This window comes from Pseudomonas sp. NS1(2017) (genome assembly GCF_002269425.1).
Taxonomy (GTDB): Bacteria; Pseudomonadota; Gammaproteobacteria; order Pseudomonadales; family Pseudomonadaceae; genus Aquipseudomonas; species Aquipseudomonas reactans.
Genome location: NZ_CP022960.1, coordinates 4,374,351 through 4,391,469, shown reverse-complemented (window position 1 = coordinate 4,391,469; position 17,119 = coordinate 4,374,351). Strand labels below are relative to the sequence as shown.

The following is a 17,119-nucleotide window of genomic DNA, read 5'->3' as shown; positions in this document are numbered from 1 at the left end:
AGTGTTGGGGCAAGAGCGTTTTGCTTACTTTTGCGCTTTTGAAAAGTGAGCCGCCGTAAGGGCGGAACCAATACCAGCAATCACCCAAATAACGGATATGTACACCGAACAAACGCCATCGCTGGCAAGCCAGCTCCTACAGTTGGATTGATGTACACACAATAAATATCAGCGGCCATGACCCCGCGCTCGACAAGCACCGCCGCTTTGGCTGATTATTCGGGTCCGCCCGCCGCCCGTGCCATGAATCAGGAGCCCTGTACCTTGAGTTCGCAGAAAACCGTGACCGTCACCCCGCCCAACGTCCCCCTCAATGGCAAGGTCGCACCCCCCGGCTCCAAATCCATTACCAACCGCGCCCTGCTGCTCGCCGCCCTGGCCAAAGGCACCAGCCGCCTCAGCGGCGCGCTCAAGAGCGACGACACCCGCCACATGTCCGTGGCCCTGCGCCAAATGGGCGTGACCATCGACGAACCCGACGACACCACCTTCGTCGTCACCGGCCAAGGCAAACTGCAACTGCCGCCACAGCCCCTGTTCCTCGGCAACGCCGGCACCGCCATGCGCTTCCTCACCGCCGCCGTCGCCACGGTCGAAGGCACCGTGGTGCTGGACGGCGATGACTACATGCAAAAACGCCCGATCGGCCCGCTGCTGGCAACCCTCGGCCAGAACGGCATCCAGGTCGACAGCCCCACCGGTTGCCCACCCGTCACCGTGCACGGCGTCGGCAAAATCAAAGCCAAGCGTTTCGAGATCGACGGCGGCCTGTCCAGCCAATACGTATCGGCCCTGCTGATGCTCGCCGCCTGTGGTGAGGCGCCGATTGAAGTGGCGCTGACCGGCAAGGACATCGGTGCTCGTGGCTACGTGGACCTGACCCTTGACTGCATGCGCGCCTTCGGTGCCCAGGTCGAAGCGGTCGACGACACCACTTGGCGCGTGGCCCCCACCGGCTACACCGCCCACGACTACCTGATCGAACCCGACGCCTCTGCCGCCACCTACCTGTGGGCCGCTGAAGTGTTGACCGGTGGCCGCATCGACATCGGCGTGGCCGCGCAGGACTTCACCCAGCCGGACGCCAAGGCCCAGGCGGTGATCGCGCAGTTCCCAGACATGCAGGCGACGGTGGTCGGCTCGCAGATGCAGGATGCCATCCCGACCCTGGCGGTGCTCGCCGCGTTCAACAACACCCCGGTGCGCTTCACCGAGCTGGCCAACCTGCGGGTCAAGGAATGTGACCGCGTACAGGCGCTGCATGACGGCCTCAACGAGATCCGCCCGGGCCTGGCGACCATCGAAGGCGACGACTTGCTGGTGGCCAGCGATCCTGCCCTGGCCGGCACGTCGTGCAACGCGCTGATCAACACTCACGCCGACCACCGCATCGCCATGTGCTTTGCCCTCGCGGGTTTGAAAGTCTCAGGGGTTAAGATCCAGGACCCCGACTGCGTGGGGAAGACCTATCCTGAGTACTGGAATGCTCTGGGTAGCCTGGGCGTGCAACTGACCTACTAAGCCGTCGGCAACCGCGTGGGGAGGGAGTGATCATGACAATTCGCCAACCCTGCCCACCTGCTGTGTGTGACTGCGAGCGCGAACAACTGCTGGGTACTCCTGGTGCAGACCAACGCATCCTGCAACTGACCCGTCAGGAAGAGAAAAAGCTGCTAGAGCGCCTGGAAAATCTTCAAAGCCTGACCGACCTGGAACACATGCAACACTTGATGCTCCAACAGCTGGGCATCCGCATACATATCGCACCCGGCCACACCGAAGTTAAAAGCATGCGCGGGATTCAAATCGTGATCGACGAACTGCCAGGCTTGTGTCGCAAGACTCGGCTGTCGATTCCGGCCGCAATCCGTAAGGGTATGGAGAGGCGGCCGGAGATTGCCCATCGGTTGCTGGATGCACATGATCTGTTTGGACGGTAACCAGTTATCTCAGCGCATCAGCACGGCGCCCGCACCAACCGACGTAGTTACCAGATAAAATTATCGGCACCTTTCATTCCATGCCCACCGATCACTTGTTGATAGGTCATATTGGGATATTCGTTGAGCCTGCTCAGTTGTTCCTCGTTCAAGCCCTGAAGTTGTTCAGGTGAGACGTTGGGAAATGGATGGCTTTTGTTCGCATTGTTTTGTTGATCTTGCCTCACTTGATCTGTCGTGGGTTTTCCCTGGGACGTATCAATAATGGGAGCAATATACGCGGTTCCAGATATGCCAGAAATTGAAGTCATCAGTAAATCTCCAGTGGTTATGAACTCCCTGATTGGTCATCCAATACCTTTCGGTTCCATGAGTTGAATCAACCGGCGACCGTTTCGACTTGGAACAGACCCAGGCCCAAGGTCTTGGCCTTTTCCAAATGCGCCTGCGCCCCGCCGCTTTCGGAGTCCAGCAACAACTCGGACGTGACCACCTGCGCGCCACAGTAATCGAAGATCCCGTAGTCGATCTGCGTGCGCATCGCCTTGGCGTAGCCATGTCGATCAAATGCATCGTCATCGGCTGCACCCAACGCCAGCAGATGCACCTGCAAGTGCCGCAGTCTTTTCACCACCGGGGTATCGGGACCGTAATCGATGGCCCAGCCATTGATGAATACGCGGTCGATCCAGCCTTTGAGCAGCCCCGGCAGCGACCACCAGTAGATCGGAAACACCAGCACCAGGGCGTCGGCGCGGTCGATGCGTGCCTGTTCGGCCAGCACGTCGGCCGGTGGCGTGGCGCGGGTGCGGTGTACCAGGTGGTCGGCGGCGTTATAGCGCGGGTCGAACCCTTCGGCGGCGATGTCGGCCATTTCGAAGGTGTGGCCCGACGCAGCAAGGCCGGCGGCGACCTGGGCGGCCACGCTGTGGGTGAGGGATTGCGGGTCGTGGTGAGCAACAACGATGAGTGCGTGCATGACAATGACTCCCTGAGAGGTTACGCTGGGCTTAAGTTACGATTAGTAAGTTACTTTTGGTATATAAGCATGTCAAGCACAGCGTCCCCTGCTCCTCGTCGTCGCCTGTCCCGCGAAGATCGCCTGCGCCAACTGTTGGACGTGGCCTGGCAACTGGTGCGCGATGAAGGCACCGAAGCCCTCACACTCGGCCGCCTGGCGGAGTTGGCGGGCGTGACCAAGCCGGTGGTCTATGACCATTTCGTCACCCGCGCCGGGTTGCTGGCCGCGTTGTATGAAGATTTCGATGCGCGTCAGGACCAGGTTTTTGCCAGCGCCATCGCGGCCAGCAGCGCAACCCTTGACGACCGTGCCTGGGTGATCGCCGCGTCCTATGTGGACTGCGTGCTGTTGCAGGGTCGGGAAATCCCGGGGGTGATTGCAGCCCTCAGCAGTTCGCCGGAACTGGAAGCCCTCAAGCGCCAGTACGAGGCGATCTTCCTCGACAAATGCCGTGACGCGCTGTCGCCCTTTGGCCGCCTCTCCCAGGCAGGGCTGCGCGGCATGTTGGGGGCGGCGGAGGCGCTGTCCCAGGCAGCGGCCAGTGCTGAGATCAGTCGCGAAGAGGCGCAGCAGGAGTTGTTGGCAACCATTCTGGCGATGGTCAATCGTGGCCGCGTTTAAATAATTTCTGACGGGTGAGGAATAAACCGGCGCGGCGGGTGTTTACCTGAGTACGGCGTGTGAATACAGCACAACGCCAGTACTCAAACCTATAAATACCAGGAGTTCGTCATGCTGAAAAAATTCTCCCTCGCGGCTGCCGTCGTCATCGCCTGCGCCTCCTCCATGGCCTTCGCCGCCCCGGCCAAGGTGGCCGACAGCGCCAAGGGCAAAGTGCTGGTGGACAGCAAAGGCATGACCCTCTACACCTTCGCCAAAGACAGCGCCGGCAAATCCGTGTGCAACGGCCAGTGCCTGGCCAACTGGCCGGCGTTCACCGCCTCGGCAGCGGCGAAGGATGCTGACGGCTACACCGTGATCACCCGTGACGACGGCAGCAAGCAGTGGGCCTACAAGGGCCAGGCGCTGTACACCTGGGTCAAGGACAGCAAGCCGGGCGACATCACCGGTGACGGGGTTGGCGGTAACTGGAACCTGGCCAAGCCATGAGGTCAGTGCGGGGCTGTCGTTCAGCCCCGCTTCTGCATAAACACCTGTACCTTGTGCGCCAGTTGATCAAGATGCCGATCCCGCTGTTTCTCGGCATCCACCATGGCGCGCTTGCCATGTTTTTGCAGCAGGTAGGTATGAATCTGCCGCACCTCCAATGAGCTGTAGATCGCCGCCACATCCAGCACGCCCATCAAGCCGTCCGTGCCGTAGTCCCGTGTGTTCATCAGCACCTGGGTGCCCCGCGCGCCGCGCACTTGGAAGCCCATGGCTTCGAACGCCGGCACTTTCTCCACTGAACACGCCAATTCCGCATGGGGATAACGGCTCAGTACGTCACCCATCATTGCACGTGCCACACCCTGGCGCCGGTGGCCAAGCTGCACCGCCATGAACGCGATGCCGCAGGCTTGCGGGTCATCCTTCACCGGCAGGTACAGGCAAAAGCCGATCAGCTTGTCCTCTTCCATCGCCACCACCAACTCGACGGCAATGCCCTTGGCACCATTCAGCGCCTCCAGGTACAGGTGCACCTCAAAGCCAATAGCGTACTGGTAGATGTTGTACAGCAGGTTGCTCGGCGGCAGCGCCACGCTGCTGATGTCGGTGAGGTTGTCCACCACCATCTGCAGGATCTGAGCATTGATGGGCTCGGGGCACGGTGTGGTGTAGCGGGTAAGGCTGAACATGCAAATTCCTGGGTTTAGCGTCAAGGCAGCGGCGATTGTACCTGTTGCAGCCCGCACACCTCACGCAAACATCCGCGCAACCAGCGATGGGCCAGATCAGCGTCCAGCCTGGGGTGCCAGAGCATCGACACGGTGAAGGCGGGCAACGCCAGCGGCAATGCGAAGCTGTGCAGGCCTTGCCGTTGGTGGGCGATGTAGCGTTCCGGCACGCTGGCGATCAGGTCGGTGTCGCGGGCTAGCGCGATGGCTGTGGCGAAACCGGCGACGACGGTATTGATCTGGCGCGTGAGGCCCTGGGCTTCGAGCGCGTCGTCGATCTGGCCGCGGTCCTGGCCGCGCCGGGAGACGTAGACGTGCTGGCCTGCGGCATACCGCTCGACGCTGACGCCACCTCGGCTGAGAGGATGCCCACTGCGTACCACCCCCACCAAGCGATCGCGAAACAGCGCCTGGGTCAGCACTTCCGGGCTGGCGGTGGGGTCGACCACGCCGGTTTCCAGGTCGACGCTGCCCTCACGCAGCAAGGTGCTGTCCTTGTCGATTTTGTTGATGAAGCGCAGGCGCACGCCGGGCGCGTCCTGCGCGATACGCGCCAGCAATGCCGGGCCGAAATTTTCGACGAACTCTTCGCTGGTGCGCAGGGTAAAGGTGCGCGCCACCTGGGCCATGTCCAGGGATTGCACGGGACGCAGCACAGCATTGGCCTCTTGCACCAAGCGGCTGACCTGCTCACGCAACGCCACCGCCCTGGGCGTGGGCACCAGGCCGCGACCGGCGCGTACCAGCAAGGGGTCGCCGGTGGTCTCGCGCAAACGGGCCAGGGCACGGCTCATGGCCGAAGGGCTGAGGCGCAGGCGTTTGGCCGCAGCGGCGACACTGCCTTCGGCGAGCAGCACATCCAAGGTGATCAGCAGGTTGAGATCGGGCATCCGCGCTCCTTATAAGGCGTTACATGCATCTATTAACTGCAATCCATGCGTCTTCCGCCATGGTAGGCCGCGCCGTAGATTTGTGACAGTTCTCTTCATTCAAGGAATTACCCATGCAGCACTCCCCACGCGGCAGCCTCATCAGTCTATCCCTGTCCATGCTGCTGGCCTCGCTGGGTACCAGCATTGCCAATGTTGGCCTGCCCAGCCTGACGCGGGCGTTTGATGCTTCTTTCCACGCGGTGCAGTGGGTGGTGCTGGCTTACCTGTTGGCGATCACGGCGGTGATAGTGAGTGCCGGACGCCTCGGAGACCGGTTTGGACGGCGGCGATTGTTGCTTGCCGGGTTGCTACTGTTCGCCGTCGCGTGCGGGTTGTGCGGCTTGGCGCCGTCCCTTGCGTGGCTGGTTGCAGCACGCGTACTGCAAGGCCTCGGCGCAGCCGTGATGATGGCGATGGCCCTCGGCATGGTCGCAGACACCGTGACCAAGGAGCGTACCGGCCGCGTGATGGGTTTACTGGGCACGATGTCCGCCGTCGGCACTGCAATGGGCCCCAGTGTTGGCGGTGTGTTGCTGAGTGTGTGGGGCTGGCGCGCGATTTTCCTGATAGGCATGCCATTGGCAGGGGTGGCCGTCGCCCTAGCCTACCGCTATCTGCCAGTTGACCGACCCCGCGTGGCATCCCGCGACGGCTCAAGTTTCCGGGCATCACTAAAAGATGCGTCGTTGCTCACCGGCCTGGTCATGAGTGCCTTGGTCGCCGCCGTGATCATGGCCACTTTTGTGGTCGGACCGTTCTATTTGTCCCGAGGCCTGGGACTCGATCCCGAATGGATGGGCCTGGCCATGGCAGTCGGGCCCTGTGTCGCGGCCATCAGCGGCGTCCCCGCCGGCAGGCTCACCGACCGCCTCGGCAGCTCGCGCGTGACACTGGCCGGCCTGGGCCTGATGGCCTGTGGTGCGCTGCTGTTGTCCTGCGCTTCGGGTCTGTTCGCCTACCTGAGCGCACTGGTGATCCTGACCACGGGTTACAGCCTGTTCCAGGCCGCCAACAACACCGCTGTGATGAGCGATGTGGAGGCCGCGCGGCGTGGCACGGTCTCGGGCCTGTTGAACCTGTCACGCAACCTCGGGCTGATTGTCGGCGCCTGGGCGCTGGGCGCGGTGTTCGCCTGGGCCAGCCCGGATGTCACCCGTGCGCTCCCCCAATCCGTGGCCTATGGCCTGCATGCAACGTTCGGCGTCGCACTGGCCTTGATCCTGCTGGCATGGGTGATGGCATGGCGCCGATTCAGTGCCTTCAACCCCCTGCAGAACACCCATTGAGGCAAAAAAACAAAAAAGGCGTTGCACCAGACCGGGTTACATCGCGCATCATGGGCACTTTCAAGCTCAAGGGTAACGTCCATGCGCGTTCTGTCATTGATGATGGGTCTTACGACGCTGGCCGCCACTACGGTGTTCTGCGCCAGCGCGATGGCGAATGAAGAAAGTCAGTTGGTACAACAGATCAACCAATACCGCAGCCAGGTGCAACGCTGCGGCGACCAGGGTTCCCAGGAACTGCCGCCATTGGCCAGCGACACGCGGCTGGTGCTGCCGGCCACCAATGTCGGCGACCTGCAGCAGGCGCTGGCGCGGGCCGCGTACCCGATGGTCAATGTGCAGGCCATCAGCCTGTCGGGGCCCAAGGATGCCCAAGCGGCCATGAAGGCGGTGCGCGAAAGCTTCTGCCGCGTGGTGCTGGACCCGCAATTTGTCGATATCGGCGTGAGCAACAGCGGCCAGGACTGGCGCATCGTGCTCGCCCGCCCGTTGCTCACCAGTGGCCTCGGCGATTGGCAGACTGAAGGCAAGCAACTGCTCAACCTGGTCAACACCGCGCGGTCGCAACCACGCCAGTGCGGCACCCAGACGTTCACGGCCACCACGCCCTTGTCCTGGAACGACGACCTCGCTGGCGCCGCCAACAGCCACACACGCAACATGGCCAACGGTAATTTCTTCGATCACCTCGACCACGACGGCCGCACGCCTGGGGATCGAGCCGAACTGGCTGGGTATATTGCGAAGAACATCGGCGAAAACATCGCCGCCGGTCTGGATACACCACGCAAAGTGGTCGACGGTTGGCTTGCCAGTCCGGGCCATTGTGCCAACCTGATGAACCCGCAATTTCGTGAGTTGGGCGCGGCCTATGCCATGGACCCGAAGAGCGATGCAGGAATTTACTGGACGGGAGTTTTTGGCGCCCAGTAGGCCCACATGCCGATCCACTCAAATGGATAGTGCGTCAAATTGCTATCACCGCGATAATCCCGCTGAACTGCCAGCGGGCATTCCGGTCTGTTGCTTGTTGGGCCGCCCCTTTCAGGCGTTAAACAGACCGTGGCAAACAAGGTGTTCTGGCAATGATGAATTGGCTGCAAAGCAGCAGCGACATGGCTGAGCGGGTTCGCCAGCATGATTGGACGAGTACGCCTCTGGGGCCGCTGGAGCAGTGGCCGGATGTGCTCAAGACCACCGTAGCGTTGTGTTTTGCCTCGAGCTTCCCACAATCAATCATTTGGGGGCCTCACCTGACCACGTTGTACAACGACGCATTCATTCCGATCCTGGGCGACAAACCTTTTGCACTGGGTCGTCCATTCAATGAGGTGTGGCGTGAAGTCTGGGCCGACGTGGGTCCCATCGCCACTGCGGCGTTTGAGGGGCATGCCACCTATATCGAGAATTTCCCCCTGCTGATCGAGCGCGGCGCTGGCCTCGAACAAGCCTATTTCACCTTTTGCTACAGCCCTATCCGCGATCCCGAGGGCAAGGTTGTCGGGATGCTGGATACCGTCACCGAAACCACCGCCACCGTGTTCCTCAACCGCCGCCTGGTGGTGCTGGACGCCGTGGGTAGCGCCGTGGCCAATGCCACTGACGCCGAAAGCATCATGTCCACCACCACGCGCCTGTTGGCCGAGCACCTGCACGTCTCCAATTGCGCCTACGCCGACATGGATGCCGATGAAGACGGCTTCACTATTCGAGGCAACTGGGCCGCGCCGGGCTCACCGAGCATCGTCGGCCACTACAGCCTGGCGTCATTCGGCGCGCGGGCCGTGCAACAACTGCGTGCCGGAGAACCGCTGGTGGTGCAGGACAACCGCGTCGAATTCCCGCCGGAGGAAGCCGCCAGCTACCAAGCCCTGGGCGCGCTGGCGACCGTCTGCTTCCCGCTGATCAAGGATGGCCGCCTGACCGCGTTGATGGCGGTGCACCACAAGACGGCACGCGTCTGGTCGCCCTACGACTTGGCGCTGGTCGGGGAAGTCACCGAGCGTTCCTGGGCGCATATCGAGCGGGTCCGCGCCGACGCCGCCGTACGCGAGGGCCTGGCGGCGTTCACCGAGCTCAATGCCACCCTGGAACAACGGGTGCAGGAGCGCACTCTCGCCCTCACCCAGACGGAAGCGGCGTTGCGCCAGTCCCAGAAGCTGGAAGCCATCGGCCAATTGACCGGCGGCGTGGCCCATGACTTCAACAACTTGCTGACCATCATCCGCTCCTCGGTGGACTTCCTGCGCCAACCGGGGTTGTCCGAGGAACGGCGCCAACGCTATATGAGCGCCGTTTCCGACACCGTCGAGCGCGCCAGCAAACTCACCAGCCAACTGCTCGCTTTCGCCCGACGCCAGCCGCTCAACCCGGAAGTCTTCGATGCAGGTCTGCGGGTCAAGAACATCGGCGAAATGCTCGAAAGCGTCACCGGCGCGCGCATCCATGTACAGGTGCACTTGCCCGAGCGTCCTTGCCATGTGCGCGTCGACGCCAGCCAGTTTGAAACCGCGTTGATCAATATCGCCTTGAACGCCCGGGACGCCATGGACGGGCAAGGCACCCTCACCTTGCACGTGGCCCCGGTGGACACCATGCCGCGTATCCGGGGCGACGAGGAAAGCCGCCAACCTTTTGTGAGCATCGCCCTGACCGACACCGGCAGCGGTATTCCCGGCGAAACAGTCGAACGCATTTTTGAACCGTTCTTTACCACCAAAGCCGTGGGCAAAGGCACTGGGCTGGGGTTATCCCAGGTATTTGGCTTTGCCAAGCAATCCGGTGGCAACGTCGACGTAGCCAGCGAACTGGGACAAGGCACCGTATTTACCTTGTACCTGCCGCAGGTCGCGCCCCAGGTGCTGTCCCATGAGCCTCTTCAGGAAGACCTGACGCCGATCCCCGACACGGCACAGCGCCATATCCTGATCGTGGAAGACAATCTGGAAGTGGGCCGCTTCGCGAACCAGATCCTGCAGGACCTCGGTTACCGGACCACATGGGCTACCGACGCGGAACAGGCACTGGCGGTGGCCGGCACGGATGCCCTGGCATTCGATGGGGTATTTTCCGATGTGGTGATGCCTGGCATGACCGGCGTGGCCATGGCCAAGGTGCTGCGCCAACGGCGCCCGGATTTGCCGGTGGTGCTCACCTCAGGCTACAGCGAGGAACTGGCCGAGAGTGGTTATGAAGGGTTTGAGTTCCTGCCCAAGCCCTACTCCGCCGACCAGGTTGCCCGCGCGCTCGCCAAGGCGATGCCCTGAGTCCTATTCGGCCACCGCCACCTGATTACGCCCCTGGGCCTTGGCCCGATACAGCGCCTTGTCAGCCGTGTTCATCAGGCCGTGCAAGTCCTGATCCTGGGTGTGGGTGGACGCGACGCCGAGGCTGGCGGTCAAGCCATGCACCGGCTCGGAGGCCAGGCCCGAGATGGCCTTGATCAACTGCTCGGCAATGTCCCGCGCGGTTTCCAGCGACGTATTGGGCAACAACACCGCAAATTCCTCGCCGCCCAAGCGCCCGTACACGTCGGCCTGGCGGAATGAGGCGCTGATCACCCCACCAATTTGGCGCAGCACCTGATCACCCGCCTGGTGGCCGTAGGTGTCGTTGATTTCCTTGAAGTGGTCCATGTCCATCATCAACGCACACAGCGGCTGACGATTGTGACGGCATTGTGCGTACAGCACCTGGGCATGTTCGAAGAAGGCACGGCGGTTCATCAGGCCGGTGAGTTCGTCGGTCTGTGCGGCGCGGGTGGAAATATTGTGGGCACGCTCCATCTGGCGAGTCAGGCGGAAGGCCTTTTCCAAGGCATCCGACAGCTTGCGCGTGGCGCTGACCACAAAGGTGGAGAACACCAGGACGGCAATGGCGACGCCCACTTGCATCGAGGACGGCTGGAACAGCAACCACAGCGTGCACGGCAACAGTACTACGGCCATGGAGGCCAGCGTCATATAGCGATAAGCCGAATAACAGGACACGGCGCTGACCGACATGCCCACGGTAAACAGCATCACCAGCACCTGGGACAACCGATCATCGGTAGGCATGACCGCCAACGCTCCGATTCCCCAGGTTGCGGCAGACAGCATCAACGTGACCCAGTAGCGGCGCTCCCAACGGTCCGGCGTACGTTCGGCATTGGGGCAGCGGAACCACTCCATGAACATCTTGATGCGAACCAGGGAAGTCACCGCCAATACCACCAGCCAGACCAGGATGACCTGATGGTCAAACCGATCCCAGCACAGCCAGCACAGCATCACCGCGGCCAGGTAACTGCCGAAAATCGCAGCAAATGACTGCCGGAATAGCTGGTGCAAACGATCGGTCCGCACCTGCTCCTCTATAAAGCAATCCTGGTCCTGCCCACGCCCAAGGCCATTCATGAAATTCGCCCGATTCGACTGCCACGACAAAGGCGCCATTGTGGCACCCTGCCAGTAGTGCGGACAACAGAATCCAGCACAGTAGAGCCTTTAAAGCGGTTCCGGGCGCAGAATCAGCACGCCCAGTGGCGGCAGATTCAACGACAGCGATACCGCCTGCCCATGGTGCGGCTCGTCCTGGGTAAATACCTCGCCTCCATTCCCGTAGTTGGAGCCTGCGTACATGTCGGCGTCACTGTTGATCACCTCGCTCCAGCGCCCGCTGAACGGCACGCCGACTTTATAGCCCTCGCGCGGCACCGGGGTGAAGTTGGCCACCACCAGCACCGGCCTGCCGTCCTTGCTCCAGCGCAGCCAGGCGTAGACGCTGTTGATCGCGTCGTCACCGATCAGCCACTGGAAGCCTTGGGGCGCATCGTCCTGTTCATGCAGGGCGGGTTCTTCGCGGTATAGGCGATTGAGGTCGCCCACCAGCTTCTGCACGCCTTTGTGCTCGGCGTACTGCAGCAGATACCAATCCAGTTGCTGATCATGGTTCCACTCGCGCCATTGGCCGAATTCGCACCCCATGAACAACAGTTTTTTGCCGGGGTGCATCCACATGAATGCCAGGTAAGCACGCAGGTTGGCGAACTTCTGCCAACGGTCGCCAGGCATCTTGTCGATCAGCGAATGCTTGCCGTGCACCACTTCATCATGGGAGATCGGCAGGATAAAACGCTCGGACCAGGCGTAGACCAGGCCGAAACTCAACTCGTTGTGATGATGGGCGCGGTACACCGGGTCCTGCTGGATGTAATGCAGCGAATCGTGCATCCAGCCCATGTTCCATTTGTAGTTGAAGCCCAGGCCGCCCTGCTGGGTCGGCTGGCTGACGCCGGGCCAGGCGGTGGATTCTTCGGCGATCACCAGGGCGCCAGGCGCCTCGATGGCGACCACATCGTTGAGGTGACGCAGGAAATCGATGGCTTCCAGGTTTTCGCGGCCGCCATGGCGATTCGGCACCCATTCGCCGGCTTTGCGTGAATAGTCGCGGTAGAGCATCGAGGCCACGGCATCCACACGCAACCCGTCGATATGGAAGTGTTTGAGCCAGTGCAAGGCCGAGGCGAGCATGAAGCCATGCACTTCGGTGCGCCCCAGGTTGTAGATCAGCGTGTCCCAATCCTGATGGAAACCTTCCAGCGGGTTGGCGTACTCGTACAGCGCCGTGCCGTCGAATTGCGCCAGGCCGTGGGTGTCGGTGGGGAAATGCGCCGGCACCCAGTCAAGGATCACGCCGATATCCGCCTGGTGCAGCGCGTTGACGAAATAGGCGAAATCCTGCGGCGAACCGAAGCGTGCCGTCGGTGCGAACTGAGACAAGGCCTGATAGCCCCAGGAGCCGCCGAACGGGTGCTCCATGATCGGCATCAGCTCGATATGGGTGAAGCCCAACTGCTGCACATAGGGAATCAGGCGCTCGGCCAATTCGCGCCAGTTGTATTGGCGCGCCACTTCGCCCGCTTCGTCCAGTTCGGCCTGCCAGGAACCCACGTGCAATTCATAGATCGACAACGGCGCGGTGGTCTTCTGCTTCTCGACCCGCGACTGCATCCATTCGTGGTCCTGCCAATCCACCTGCAAGGGCTCGGCGACTTTTGACGCCGTGTCCGGCGGCAATTGAGTGGCCAACGCCACGGGGTCGGCCTTGAGCGGCAGGATCCCATTGGCGCCGAGCACTTCGTACTTGTAGGCCGCGCCCGGTTGCAGGCGTGGGATAAAGATCTCCCACACGCCGGAAGGATGGCGCAGACGCATCGGATGCCGACGCCCATCCCAGATATTGAAATCGCCCACCACCGACACGCGCCGCGCATTCGGTGCCCACACGGCAAAGCGCACACCTTGCACGCCGTCGACACTGGTTACCTGAGCGCCCAGGCAACTGCCGAGGTCGCGGTGATTGCCTTCGGCGAACAGGTACAAGTCCATTTCACCCAGCAACAGTTGCTGGAAGCTGTAAGGGTCTTCGGTGACTTGCTCGCCACCGGCCCACTGGATTTTCAGCAGGTAAGCCTGGCGCGTGTGAAAGTGCCCGACAAACAGGCCTGGCACCTGGGTCGCGTCCAGGCTGCCGATCTGCTCGCCGCTATCGCGGGCCAGTACCTGGACACTCAAGGCCTCCGGCAGAAATGCACGGATAAACTGGCCGCCGTGATCATCATCGTGTGGCCCAAGAATCGAGAAAGGGTCGTGATGTTCGGCGCGTACCAGCGCTTCGACGTCCTTGGACGCCGGCAATGCAGTCAACTTCGGTTGCAGCGGTTCTTTATGTGTAAAGCTCATGACGTCTCCCCACCGCGTGCAGTTTTAGATATAGATGCTTCCTTTATAGAAGCAATCCCGCTCAGTAAACCGTGCAACCCTTGCAAGGGCACCGGCAACCACGTTGGGCGGTTCTCCGCTTCGTAGGCCACTTCGTACGCGGCCTTCTCCAGGCTGAACAACGTCAGCGCGGCGTCCTGGCCTTTGGCATCCTGCCAGTCATGCGCCAGTGTAGACGTAGCTGACTGATAAGCCTGGATAAATGCCTGGCGTGCTTCTTTCAGATAGCGGTCGGTGACGCGTTTGCGCGCTTGGTCCGCTTCGGACGAATGGTCCACCCCTTGCACATTCAAGGCCATGGCTGCCGCGTAGTCGAAGGAGCGCAACACGCCGCTCACATCTTTATACGGGCTGTGCTTGCCCCGGCGCTCGTGCAAGGGCCGCGCCGGTTCGCCTTCAAAATCGATCAGATAGGCATCGCCTTTCACCACCAGCACCTGGCCCAAGTGCAAGTCACCATGCACCCGAATGCGCAAGCCGCCTGCCGTGGCCTTCGCCAGGGCCTGCACATGACCGGCAATGGCTTTTTTCTGCGCCAGCAATTCACTGACCAGCGCTTGATCGGCCGGGTTCAACTGGCTTTGATGAAGTTTGAGCAACTGCAACGCGCGGTCCAGTTGCGCGCCGACGTCCTTGGCCCAGGCCAGGGTGTCCTTGGCGCTGGTGACCTCTGGCTTGAAGTCTTTATTGGTGGTCTTGGCGCCGAGCACTAGGTGCATTTCGCCCAGGCGCTGGCCGAGCAGACCGGCGAAGTCCGCCAGCTCGCCAAGGGCGTTGTAATGCTGCTCCTGCTCGGAGATGGCTTCAGCCAGCTCATCGCGGATCGCGCGTTCCAGGTTGTTCTGGGTCCAGCTCCAGGCGTCGCCCTGGTTGCTCAGGTAGCCCTGGGCAATCATCAGCAGGTTGTCCTGCCCTTCGGCATCATGGCGCACCATCGAGCCCAGTAGCGGCGAGATGTTGGGGTAGCCAGCTTCGGTCAGGTAGGCGCTCATTTCCAGTTCCGGGTGCACGCCGGAAGCGACTTTGCGGATCAGTTTGAGCACCAGGCTTTCACCCACGACCACCGAACTGTTGGATTGCTCGGCAGACAGGTAACGCACCTCGGACTCATCCGTCAGTTGCAGCTTGGCCAAGTGAGGCGTCGCAGCAAAGCGCAGCTCGCCTTCGCTGGTGTTGAGCACGGTGCCCGCCTGCAAACCCTGGATGACGGCGCGGATAAAGTGTTCGAGGCTAAAGGCATCGGTCACCAACCCCACCTGACGCACTCGGCGTACACGGGCCAGGGCCAATTGCTGCGGCAAGGCGCTGGTGAACTGGTCTTCACTGAGGAAGCCGAACGGCAACTGATAACGGCTGACCTGGCCACCGGCCATCACTTCAAGCTCGCTGAGCAAAACCGGATGCTGTGGATCGCCAAAGCGCACGCCGTAGGCAATGCGCACGCTGTCGATGGCCGTGTCCTTGCCGGCGAACCAACGGCGTTTGAGCAACCAGGTCGGCAACACCGCCTGTTCCAACGAGGTGCGGCACGGTTCGTCCAGCAGTTCTTCCATGCGTTTTTTCAATACCAATGTAGTGAAGTCCGGCATGCTCTGGGCGGGTTCCACGTGCCAGCTCGGCATCTGGTTTTCCGGCGCCAACACAAACCAATAAAAGCCATAAGGCGCCAGGGTCAGCAGGAAATTAAGCTGGCCGATGGGCGGGAAGGCATTCCCGCCCAGCATCTCCACCGGAACCATGCCCGCAAACGCCGACAGGTCCAACTCGGCCGCCTGGGCACTGCGCGACACGTTGGCCACGCAGAGGATGATCTCGTTGCGCCCGTCTTCGCCGGTGAATTCACGGGTATAAGCCAGGATGCGGCGGTTGCTCGGCGAGAGCATTTTCAAGCTGCCACGGCCAAATGCCTTGGATTGCTTACGCACGGCCAGCATGCGCCGGGTCCAGTTCAGCAGCGAATGCGGGTCTTGGGCCTGAGTCTCGACATTCACCGATTGATAGCCGTACTGCGGGTCCATGATCGGCGGCAGTACCAGGCTGGCCGGATCGGCGCGGGAGAAGCCGCCGTTGCGGTCGATGGACCACTGCATAGGGGTACGCACGCCATCGCGGTCGCCGAGGTAGATGTTATCGCCCATGCCGATTTCATCGCCGTAGTACAGGGTCGGCGTGCCGGGCATCGACAGCAACAGGCTGTTGAGCAACTCGACACGACGACGATCACGCTCCATCAAGGGCGCGAGACGGCGACGAATGCCCAGGTTGATCCGCGCGCGGCGGTCAGCGGCGTAGTAGTTCCACAGGTAGTCGCGTTCCTTGTCGGTGACCATTTCCAGGGTCAGTTCATCGTGGTTGCGCAGGAAGATCGCCCATTGGCAGTTGGCTGGAATCTCCGGGGTCTGCCGTAGGATGTCGGTGATCGGGAAACGATCTTCCTGGGCCAGGGCCATGTACATGCGCGGCATCAGCGGGAAATGGAAGGCCATGTGGCATTCATCGCCGTCGTCGCCCTTTTTTTCACCAAAGTAGAGCTGAGTGTCTTCCGGCCACTGGTTGGCTTCGGCCAGCAACATGCGGTCCGGGTAATGGGCGTCGATTTCGGCGCGGATCTGCTTGAGCACATCGTGGGTTTCGGGCAGGTTTTCGTTGTTAGTACCGTCACGCTCGATCAGGTACGGGATGGCGTCGAGGCGCAGGCCGTCGATGCCCATGTCCAGCCAGTAGCGCATCACCGACAACACGGCTTTCATCACCTGTGGGTTGTCGAAGTTGAGGTCGGGCTGGTGGGAGTAGAAACGGTGCCAGAAGTATTGGCCGGCGACTGGGTCCCAGGTCCAGTTGGACTTCTCGGTATCGAGGAAAATGATGCGCGTGCCGTCGTATTTCTGGTCGTCATCCGACCACACATAGAAGTCCCGCGCCGCCGAACCCGGCTTGGCCTTGCGTGCGCGCTGGAACCAAGGGTGCTGGTCGGAGGTGTGGTTGATCACCAGTTCGGTGATCACCCGCAGCCCACGTTTGTGCGCCTCAGCGATGAAACGCTTGGCGTCGGCCATGGTCCCGTAATCGCTGTGCACGCCACGGTATTCGGCAATGTCGTAGCCATCGTCGCGACGTGGCGAGGGGTAGAACGGCAACAACCAGATGGTGTTCACGCCCAGGTCCGCGATGTAGTCGAGCTTGGCGATCAGGCCTGGAAAATCACCGATACCGTCGTTATTGGAGTCGAAATAGGATTTAACGTGAACCTGGTAGATCACCGCATCCTTGTACCAGAGCGGGTCTTTGATGAAGGTGGCAGCGTTGGGTTTCTTCGCCATTGGAAACTCCTGGAAAAT

The 17,119-nt window shown here is 61.5% G+C and carries 14 protein-coding genes; 7 read left to right on the top strand and 7 right to left on the bottom strand.

All coding sequences use genetic code 11. The features are described from left to right. Window positions 1-264: 264 nt before the first annotated feature. Both CI807_RS20650 and CI807_RS20645 read left to right on the top strand, forming a co-directional pair. The gene (locus tag CI807_RS20650) at window positions 265-1,521 is read left to right on the top strand and encodes a 3-phosphoshikimate 1-carboxyvinyltransferase (protein WP_095015984.1); all 1,257 of its coding nucleotides are present in this window, start codon (window positions 265-267) and stop codon (window positions 1,519-1,521) included. Between the two features lie 32 nt (window positions 1,522-1,553). Beyond that, window positions 1,554-1,940, top strand: coding sequence for a hypothetical protein (locus tag CI807_RS20645; protein ID WP_095015983.1), 387 nt, complete (start codon window positions 1,554-1,556; stop codon window positions 1,938-1,940). Window positions 1,941-1,987: 47 nt separating this feature from the next. On the opposite strand, the gene CI807_RS20640 is transcribed toward CI807_RS20645, so the two are convergent. Both CI807_RS20640 and CI807_RS20635 read right to left on the bottom strand, forming a co-directional pair. Continuing rightward, window positions 1,988-2,251, bottom strand: a complete 264-nt coding sequence (locus CI807_RS20640) for a hypothetical protein (RefSeq protein WP_095015982.1) — start codon at window positions 2,249-2,251, stop codon at window positions 1,988-1,990. Between the two features lie 68 nt (window positions 2,252-2,319). Next, window positions 2,320-2,919: an NAD(P)H-dependent oxidoreductase gene (locus tag CI807_RS20635; protein ID WP_095015981.1), complete on the bottom strand. Its 600-nt coding sequence runs from the start codon at window positions 2,917-2,919 to the stop codon at window positions 2,320-2,322. A 69-nt stretch (window positions 2,920-2,988) separates the two neighbouring features. Between CI807_RS20635 and CI807_RS20630 the strand changes: the two genes are divergently transcribed. Next, complete coding sequence (locus tag CI807_RS20630) at window positions 2,989-3,582, top strand: TetR/AcrR family transcriptional regulator (RefSeq protein ID WP_095015980.1); 594 nt, start codon at window positions 2,989-2,991, stop codon at window positions 3,580-3,582. 111 nt (window positions 3,583-3,693) lie between these two features. Next, window positions 3,694-4,071 carry a hypothetical protein gene (locus CI807_RS20625; RefSeq protein ID WP_016980326.1) on the top strand — a complete coding sequence of 126 codons (378 nt, stop codon included), beginning with the start codon at window positions 3,694-3,696 and terminating at the stop codon, window positions 4,069-4,071. Window positions 4,072-4,091: 20 nt separating this feature from the next. Here CI807_RS20625 and CI807_RS20620 read toward each other — a convergent pair whose 3' ends face one another. After that, the gene (locus tag CI807_RS20620; RefSeq protein WP_095015979.1) at window positions 4,092-4,760 is read right to left on the bottom strand and encodes a GNAT family N-acetyltransferase; all 669 of its coding nucleotides are present in this window, start codon (window positions 4,758-4,760) and stop codon (window positions 4,092-4,094) included. Between the two features lie 20 nt (window positions 4,761-4,780). Then, window positions 4,781-5,689: a LysR family transcriptional regulator gene (locus CI807_RS20615; RefSeq protein WP_095015978.1), complete on the bottom strand. Its 909-nt coding sequence runs from the start codon at window positions 5,687-5,689 to the stop codon at window positions 4,781-4,783. Window positions 5,690-5,802: 113 nt separating this feature from the next. On the opposite strand from CI807_RS20615, the gene CI807_RS20610 reads away from it, so the two are divergent. From CI807_RS20610 to CI807_RS20600, 3 genes are all read left to right on the top strand, one after another. Then, complete coding sequence (locus tag CI807_RS20610) at window positions 5,803-7,017, top strand: MFS transporter (RefSeq protein ID WP_095015977.1); 1,215 nt, start codon at window positions 5,803-5,805, stop codon at window positions 7,015-7,017. A gap of 81 nt (window positions 7,018-7,098) precedes the next feature. Next, a complete protein-coding gene (locus CI807_RS20605) occupies window positions 7,099-7,950 on the top strand; it encodes a CAP domain-containing protein (protein ID WP_095015976.1) in 852 nt (283 codons plus the stop codon). A 152-nt stretch (window positions 7,951-8,102) separates the two neighbouring features. Then, entirely contained in the window at window positions 8,103-10,283 is a 2,181-nt protein-coding gene (locus CI807_RS20600; RefSeq protein ID WP_095015975.1) for an ATP-binding protein, read from the top strand. Between the two features lie 3 nt (window positions 10,284-10,286). On the opposite strand, the gene CI807_RS20595 is transcribed toward CI807_RS20600, so the two are convergent. Genes CI807_RS20595 through treS form a run of 3 tightly spaced genes read right to left on the bottom strand, consistent with a single transcriptional unit; the run spans window position 10,287 to window position 17,101 of the window. Further along, a complete protein-coding gene (locus CI807_RS20595) occupies window positions 10,287-11,453 on the bottom strand; it encodes a diguanylate cyclase (protein WP_016980332.1) in 1,167 nt (388 codons plus the stop codon). A 51-nt stretch (window positions 11,454-11,504) separates the two neighbouring features. Continuing rightward, window positions 11,505-13,742 carry a 1,4-alpha-glucan branching protein GlgB gene (gene glgB / locus CI807_RS20590; RefSeq protein ID WP_095015974.1) on the bottom strand — a complete coding sequence of 746 codons (2,238 nt, stop codon included), beginning with the start codon at window positions 13,740-13,742 and terminating at the stop codon, window positions 11,505-11,507. Further along, window positions 13,739-17,101 (bottom strand): maltose alpha-D-glucosyltransferase, encoded by a 3,363-nt coding sequence (treS, locus tag CI807_RS20585; RefSeq protein WP_095015973.1) that lies wholly within the window; start codon window positions 17,099-17,101, stop codon window positions 13,739-13,741. Before treS ends, glgB begins: the two co-directional genes overlap by 4 nt. Window positions 17,102-17,119 lie beyond the last annotated feature (18 nt).